The sequence below is a fragment of the Amniculibacterium aquaticum genome (assembly GCF_003852705.1).
Lineage (GTDB): Bacteria > Bacteroidota > Bacteroidia > Flavobacteriales > Weeksellaceae > Amniculibacterium > Amniculibacterium aquaticum.
Window position 1 is genome coordinate 22,254 of sequence record NZ_REFA01000029.1, and the last position, 6,017, is coordinate 28,270.

Annotated in this window: 5 protein-coding genes and 1 pseudogene; 2 read left to right on the plus strand and 4 right to left on the minus strand. The window is 36.4% G+C overall.

What is annotated here, in order from left to right; genetic code table 11:
* Window positions 1-64 precede the first annotated feature (64 nt).
* From EIY84_RS10510 to queA, 3 genes are all read right to left on the minus strand, one after another.
* The gene (locus tag EIY84_RS10510) at window positions 65-940 is read right to left on the minus strand and encodes a hypothetical protein (RefSeq protein ID WP_124642968.1); all 876 of its coding nucleotides are present in this window, start codon (window positions 938-940) and stop codon (window positions 65-67) included.
* A gap of 9 nt (window positions 941-949) precedes the next feature.
* Window positions 950-1,993 carry a 23S rRNA (adenine(2503)-C(2))-methyltransferase RlmN gene (gene rlmN, locus EIY84_RS10515; RefSeq protein WP_124642970.1) on the minus strand — a complete coding sequence of 348 codons (1,044 nt, stop codon included), beginning with the start codon at window positions 1,991-1,993 and terminating at the stop codon, window positions 950-952.
* A gap of 81 nt (window positions 1,994-2,074) precedes the next feature.
* Window positions 2,075-3,124 (minus strand): tRNA preQ1(34) S-adenosylmethionine ribosyltransferase-isomerase QueA, encoded by a 1,050-nt coding sequence (queA, locus tag EIY84_RS10520; protein WP_124642972.1) that lies wholly within the window; start codon window positions 3,122-3,124, stop codon window positions 2,075-2,077.
* Window positions 3,125-3,498: 374 nt separating this feature from the next.
* Here queA and EIY84_RS10525 point away from each other — a divergent pair, with 374 nt between their 5' ends.
* Both EIY84_RS10525 and EIY84_RS10530 read left to right on the plus strand, forming a co-directional pair.
* Entirely contained in the window at window positions 3,499-4,890 is a 1,392-nt protein-coding gene (locus EIY84_RS10525; protein ID WP_124642974.1) for a Gfo/Idh/MocA family protein, read from the plus strand.
* A complete protein-coding gene (locus EIY84_RS10530; RefSeq protein WP_124642976.1) occupies window positions 4,880-5,788 on the plus strand; it encodes a nucleotidyltransferase family protein in 909 nt (302 codons plus the stop codon). Before EIY84_RS10525 ends, EIY84_RS10530 begins: the two co-directional genes overlap by 11 nt.
* A 109-nt stretch (window positions 5,789-5,897) precedes the next feature.
* Here EIY84_RS10530 and EIY84_RS12030 read toward each other — a convergent pair.
* Window positions 5,898-6,017 (minus strand): annotated as a pseudogene (locus tag EIY84_RS12030) (IS30 family transposase); the annotation flags it as partial.

Genomic DNA, 6,017 nt, shown 5'->3' on the forward strand with positions numbered 1-6,017 from the left:
ATTCGGACAAATATAAGATTAATCTATTAATAATTCTACTCCAAAAATTAGATTTCTAAACATTTTAAGGTAAATCTTTGGAAGGAATAAAATAAAAAGTTGGTTTTTTAATTCCAAGTGGAGAGTGAAACGCTTCACCGGCTATGAAAACTCCTGTTTTGTTCACTGCTATTCCTTCCAATTGGGACAGAAACAAAGTGCTTCCCAGATAAAATTTCCTGGGTTTGGTTTCGAAAAATATTCCAGGTTTTGTTTCATCAAACACCATTAGGTAGGCTTCCGTTTTTTTGGTATAACCCAACAAATATAATTTTTTATTAAAATATGAAGCATCTGTAACCACAAATCCCGTTGCAATTTTTTCTACAAATTGCGCAGGTTGTAGTATGCTTTCGTTGGGATTGATAATGTAATGACTGGTCGATTTCGAAACCCATTCTTTTGTGAAAACATGAAGTTTACCATCGATAAAAACCATGGCTTCCATATCGAAATCCGTATTTAGATTTTTAGGGTTGATTTCTTTATTTTCTTCAAAATAAAAAGGAATGGTCTTGATGGAATCGGTTTGGAATTTAGAATTTTGATACGGTATTTTGAAGATTTTCAAATCTTTTCTCGTTCCTAAATTATTTCCGAAATCTCCGATGTACAGGGCTTTATCCGAAAAATCCAAGGCTTCCCAGTCCACATTACGAACGGGGATAATCTGGGTATTTCGTATTTTTCCATCTTTGGGATTGATTTCAAAAACTTCGGATCTGTTGCCACCGTCGTTGATGGTGAAAAGTTGATCGCCAAAAAAACTCAATCCTGAATTTTCACGGATTGTATCCGAAAGTACAGAAACTTTGTAGGGCTTAAGATGCAATCGTTCTATCTCTTGAGCATTAGAAAATCCCCAAAATAGGAAGAAAAAAATGCTAAAGAATTTAATCATTTTAATTTTTTAGTTGTTTTCTTCACCGTTTTTATTGGCCAATTGTCCACAAGCAGCATCAATATCTCCACCACGACTTCTTCTTACCATTACCGTAATTCCAGCTTTTTCCAATTCGCGCACATACATTTCTTCAGCTTTTATGCTTCGGTGATCAAATTTTCCTTCACCAATCGGGTTGTATTGTATCAAATTGACTTTTGACGGAACTTGTCTGCAATATTTTATTAAGGCTTTTATATCTTCGTCACCATCGTTGATGCCGCCCCAAACGCAATATTCAAAAGTAATGGTCGAGCCTGTTTTCTTGTACCAATATTGCAAAGCTTCCATAATTTCTGTTAACGGAAACTTGGCTGAAAATGGCATAATTTCGTTTCTTTTATGCTCGATGGCGGTATGCAGAGAGAGTGCCAATTTTACTTTAATATCTTCATCGGCTAGCATTTTCATCATCTTCGGAATTCCGGAAGTCGATACCGTAATTCTTCTTGGCGACATGCCCAAACCGTCGGGTTCAGTAATTTTTCGGATGGCTTCTACTACATTTTTGTAGTTCATCATCGGTTCTCCCATTCCCATAAAAACGATGTTGGAAAGAGGTCTGTCAAAGTACATTTTACTTTGACGGTCGATAAGAGCTACCTGATCCACGATTTCGGCCACTTCCAAATTTCTCATTCTTTTCAGTTTGGCAGTTGCACAAAACTCACAATTGAGGGAGCACCCCACTTGTGAAGAGACACAAGCTGTGGTTCTTGTTTCAGTGGGGATCAGTACAGATTCCACCATCAATCCGTCATGCAATTTCACTCCGTTTTTTATGGTACCATCGGTTGATTTCTGCATCAAATCTACAGAAACGGGATTGATGACAAAATCACGAAGCAAATTTTCTCTTAGATTTTTCGAAAGGTTGGTCATTTCGTCAAAAGAATGCAAATTTTTGCTCCACAACCAATCGTAAACTTGTTTGGCACGAAAAGGTTTTTCGCCAATGGTTTGGAAATACTCTTTTAATTGTTCTAAGGAAAGTGTACGGATGTCTTTCAAGGGGAAAATATTTTTTGCAAAGATAGGTTAATATTAAAAAACCTCCATTTCGGAGGTTTCAAATTTATTTTAGTTGATCCGTTATAAAATCAACATGGCATCTCCGTAAGAGAAGAATTTGTATTGTTCTTTAATTGCCTCTTCATAAGCGTGCATCAAAAAGTCTTTACCTGCAAAGGCGGCTATCATCATCAGCAAAGTAGATTTTGGCGTATGGAAATTGGTAATCATCGTGTTTGCCACACCAAAATCATGTGGTGGATAGATGAATTTGTTGGTCCAACCGTGATAAGCCGAAATTTTTCTGTTGGAGGATACCGATGTTTCCAAGGTTCTCATGGTAGTTGTACCCACTGCACAGATTCTTCTTTGTTCTTCAGTCGCTTTGTTGATGATTTCTGCATTTAATTCATCGATAAAAGCTTCTTCCGATTCCATTTTATGTTTGCTAAGGTCTTCAACTTCTATCGGATTGAATGTTCCTAGACCTACATGAAGGGTAACTTCTGCGAAATCTATTCCTTTAATTTCCAATCTTTTCATCAGGTGTTTAGAAAAATGCAAACCTGCAGTTGGTGCAGCTACCGCACCTTCTACTTTTGCATAAATGGTTTGAAATCGTTCTGCATCTTCAGGTTCTACCGGTCTATCGATGTATTTAGGAAGTGGAGTTTCTCCCAATTCTTTTAATTTTGCTCTGAATTCTTCATAAGATCCGTCGTATAAAAATCTTAAAGTTCTACCTCTGGATGTGGTGTTATCGATTACTTCGGCCACCAAAGATTCGTCTTCGGTAAAGAAAAGTTTATTTCCAATTCTTATTTTTCTTGCCGGATCTACCAATACATCCCAAACGCGGGTTTCCTTATCCAATTCTCTCAACAGAAAAACCTCGATTTTAGCACCGGTTTTTTCTTTATTTCCGTACAATCGTGCAGGGAAAACTTTGGTATTGTTGAAAACAAACAAATCTCCTTCATCAAAATATTCGATAACATCTTTGAAAAGTCTGTGCTCAATAGTTTCGGTTTTACGGTCCAAAACCATTAATCTAGACTCGTCTCTGTGCTCTGCTGGGTGCATCGCCAAAAGCTCATCGGGTAATGTGAAATTAAAATCTGAAGTTTTCATATGCTAAAAATTATTATTAATTAAAATTCTAAAAATACCAATGTTCATTTTTATATAAAATTGAATATTTTTGATGAAATTACATGGCTTTCATGAACATTTCAAATGCAAATATACAACCTCAAGATAGGGGTTGTCAAGTCTTTATGTAAAATTGGACATAATAACATTTAATCATGAAAATGATAAAAATAATAGAAACACATCCTATTTCAATTATAACAAGCAAATCCACAAATATATTGATGAATTAAAATTAATTTCACACTTTAATTATCAAAATCAATCATAGAGAAAATGTTTAAAATAAAACAAAAGTTTAATTTTGCAGTTATTAAAAAAAATAATTTTCAAATTAAAAATAACCTAGAGAAATGAATACATCCAGAAGAAAATTTATAAAAGCATCTGCCTTGGCAGGTTTGGGGACTTTTTTCCTTCCCAATACCGTACTTGGGAGTCCATTCAGTTTTAATTTTGACAAAAAAGTAAGAATAGCACTCATCGGTGTCGGAATGCGTGGACAAAGCAATCTGGATATTTTGGCCAAAAGAAATGATGTGGAAGTGGTCGCACTTGCCGATCCCAACCCAATAATGATGGCCTCTGCACAGAAAATTTTAGCAAAAAACAACAAAGCCAAAGCACAAGAATTTGGTAATGGAGATTACGATTATCGCAATATTTTGCAATTAAAATCCGTAGATGCCGTTCTTATCTCTACACCTTGGGAATGGCACAAAATACAAGGTTTGGAAGCCATGAAAGCCAAAAAAATCGTAGGTATGGAAGTGGGTGGCGCTTTGGACATGAAGGAATGCTGGGACTATGTGAATGTTTATGAAGAAACAGGAACACCACTTTTTGCCATGGAAAATGTATGCTACCGTAGAGATGTTATGGCCATCTTAAACATGGTAAGAAAAGGGATGTTTGGAGAACTTCTGCACGGTGAAGGAGGATACAAACACGACTTGAGAGGAGTACTTTTCAACGATGGAAAAACCGCGTACAATTCCGGAGTCGAGTTTGGTGAAAAAGGATTTAGCGAAGCCCAATGGAGAACCGATCATTATGTGAAAAGAAACGGCGAACTCTATCCTACCCACGGTTTGGGCCCAGTAGCCATGATGATGGACATCAACAGAGGAAACCGACTGCTCAGACTTTCATCTTTTTCTTCAAAAGCCAGAGGACTTCATGATTATATCGTAAACCACCCTAAAGGAGGAGAAAATCATCCGAATGCAAAAGTCGAATTTTTACAAGGCGATATCGTAACCACACAAATTGCATGTGCCAACGGCGAAACCATCTTGCTGACCCACGATACCAGCTTACAAAGACCGTACAATTTGGGCTTCAAAGTACAAGGTACTAAAGGACTTTGGGAAGATTTTGGTTGGGGCGAATTCAACCAAGGACACATCTATTTCGAAAAATTAATGAACCACTCACACCGTTGGGACAATACCGAAAAATGGATGAAAGAATACGATCATCCGCTTTGGAAAAAATTTGAAAACCAAGCCGAAGGTGCCGGACACGGAGGTATGGACTGGTTCCTGATCAATACATTTGTAGAATGCATCAAGAGAAATATAGAATTCCCTATGGATGTTTACGATTTGGCAACTTGGTACTCCATTACGCCTTTAAGTGAAAAATCCATTAAAAAGAATGGTAAAGTGGTAGAAATCCCAGATTTTACAAGAGGAAAATGGAAAACTAAAAAACCAAATTTTGGATTCAGCGATGAGTACTAAAAAAACCATTGTCCTGCTGGCAGGAGGATTCGGAAGTCGATATCAAGGGTTGAAACAGATTGATGGCATCCTGGAAAACGATGCAACACTTATGGAATACTCTATTTATGATGCGATTGAAGCCGGTTTTAACAAAATTGTTTTCATCATCAACGATAAAATACCAACTTCTTTTCTGGGCAAAATAAACTCGATATTTCAAGATAAAAACATTGAAATCCATTGGGTTTATCAGACTTTAGAGACAGCACTACCCCTGGATTTTTCACTTGAAAATCGTGTAAAACCTTGGGGTACGGCTCATGCCGTTCTTTGTGCAAAAGAGGTGGTTAGCGAACCTTTTATCGTACTGAATGCCGATGATTTTTACGGAAAATTTACCTTCCAAAAAGCAGCACTTTTGATCAATCAAGATCAGATTAACGAAGATACTTACTGTCTATTGGCCTATCCGGTACAGAATACGCTGAGTGAAAATGGAGGTGTTTCCAGAGGTGTTTGTAGTATAGGCAACGATGGTTTTTTGAAAAAAATTGAAGAAAAAACGCATATTCTTAGAAAAAACAATCAAATTATTTTCCAGGAAAATGGATCGGATTATCCGCTGAAAGAACACAGTTTGGTATCCATGAACTTTTGGATTTTTCATCCGTCAATTTTTGAAAATTTAGAATATCAATTTAATAATTTTATTAAAAACTACCAAGGACAAGAGGAATTTTACATACCAACAGCTGTACAAAATATGATGGACCACAACAATCTGAAAGTTTTGGTAAAAGCTTCGCCAGCTGAATGGATGGGGGTTACCTATCCCAATGACAAACCCCTTTTGCAAGAATTTCTTAGAGAGAAAATCAACCAAAATCAATACCCAGAATTGCTTTGGAACAACTAAACATTTTAGAAAAATATTTTTCTAACCCAAAAGAAATCAGCATCTCTCCTATCGAAAACGGATTGATCAATCATACTTTTTTGGTTGAGGACAATAGGAATCGGTGGATTCAAGTTATAAATGCAACATCACAGTTTTCATTCAATTTTTGAGCGAAAATTTCATTGGGCGTTTTAAAACCAAATCTTTTTCGTGGTCTGTTGTTTAAAATATTTATTACCCTTTCAAT

Coding starts and splice junctions, on each gene's coding strand:
- EIY84_RS10510 (WP_124642968.1), bottom strand. CDS start 940: ATGATTAAATTCTTTAGCATTTTTTTCTTCCTATTTTGGGGATTTTCT.
- queA (WP_124642972.1), bottom strand. CDS start 3,124: ATGAAAACTTCAGATTTTAATTTCACATTACCCGATGAGCTTTTGGCG.
- EIY84_RS10525 (WP_124642974.1), top strand. CDS start 3,499: ATGAATACATCCAGAAGAAAATTTATAAAAGCATCTGCCTTGGCAGGT.
- EIY84_RS10530 (WP_124642976.1), top strand. CDS start 4,880: ATGAGTACTAAAAAAACCATTGTCCTGCTGGCAGGAGGATTCGGAAGT.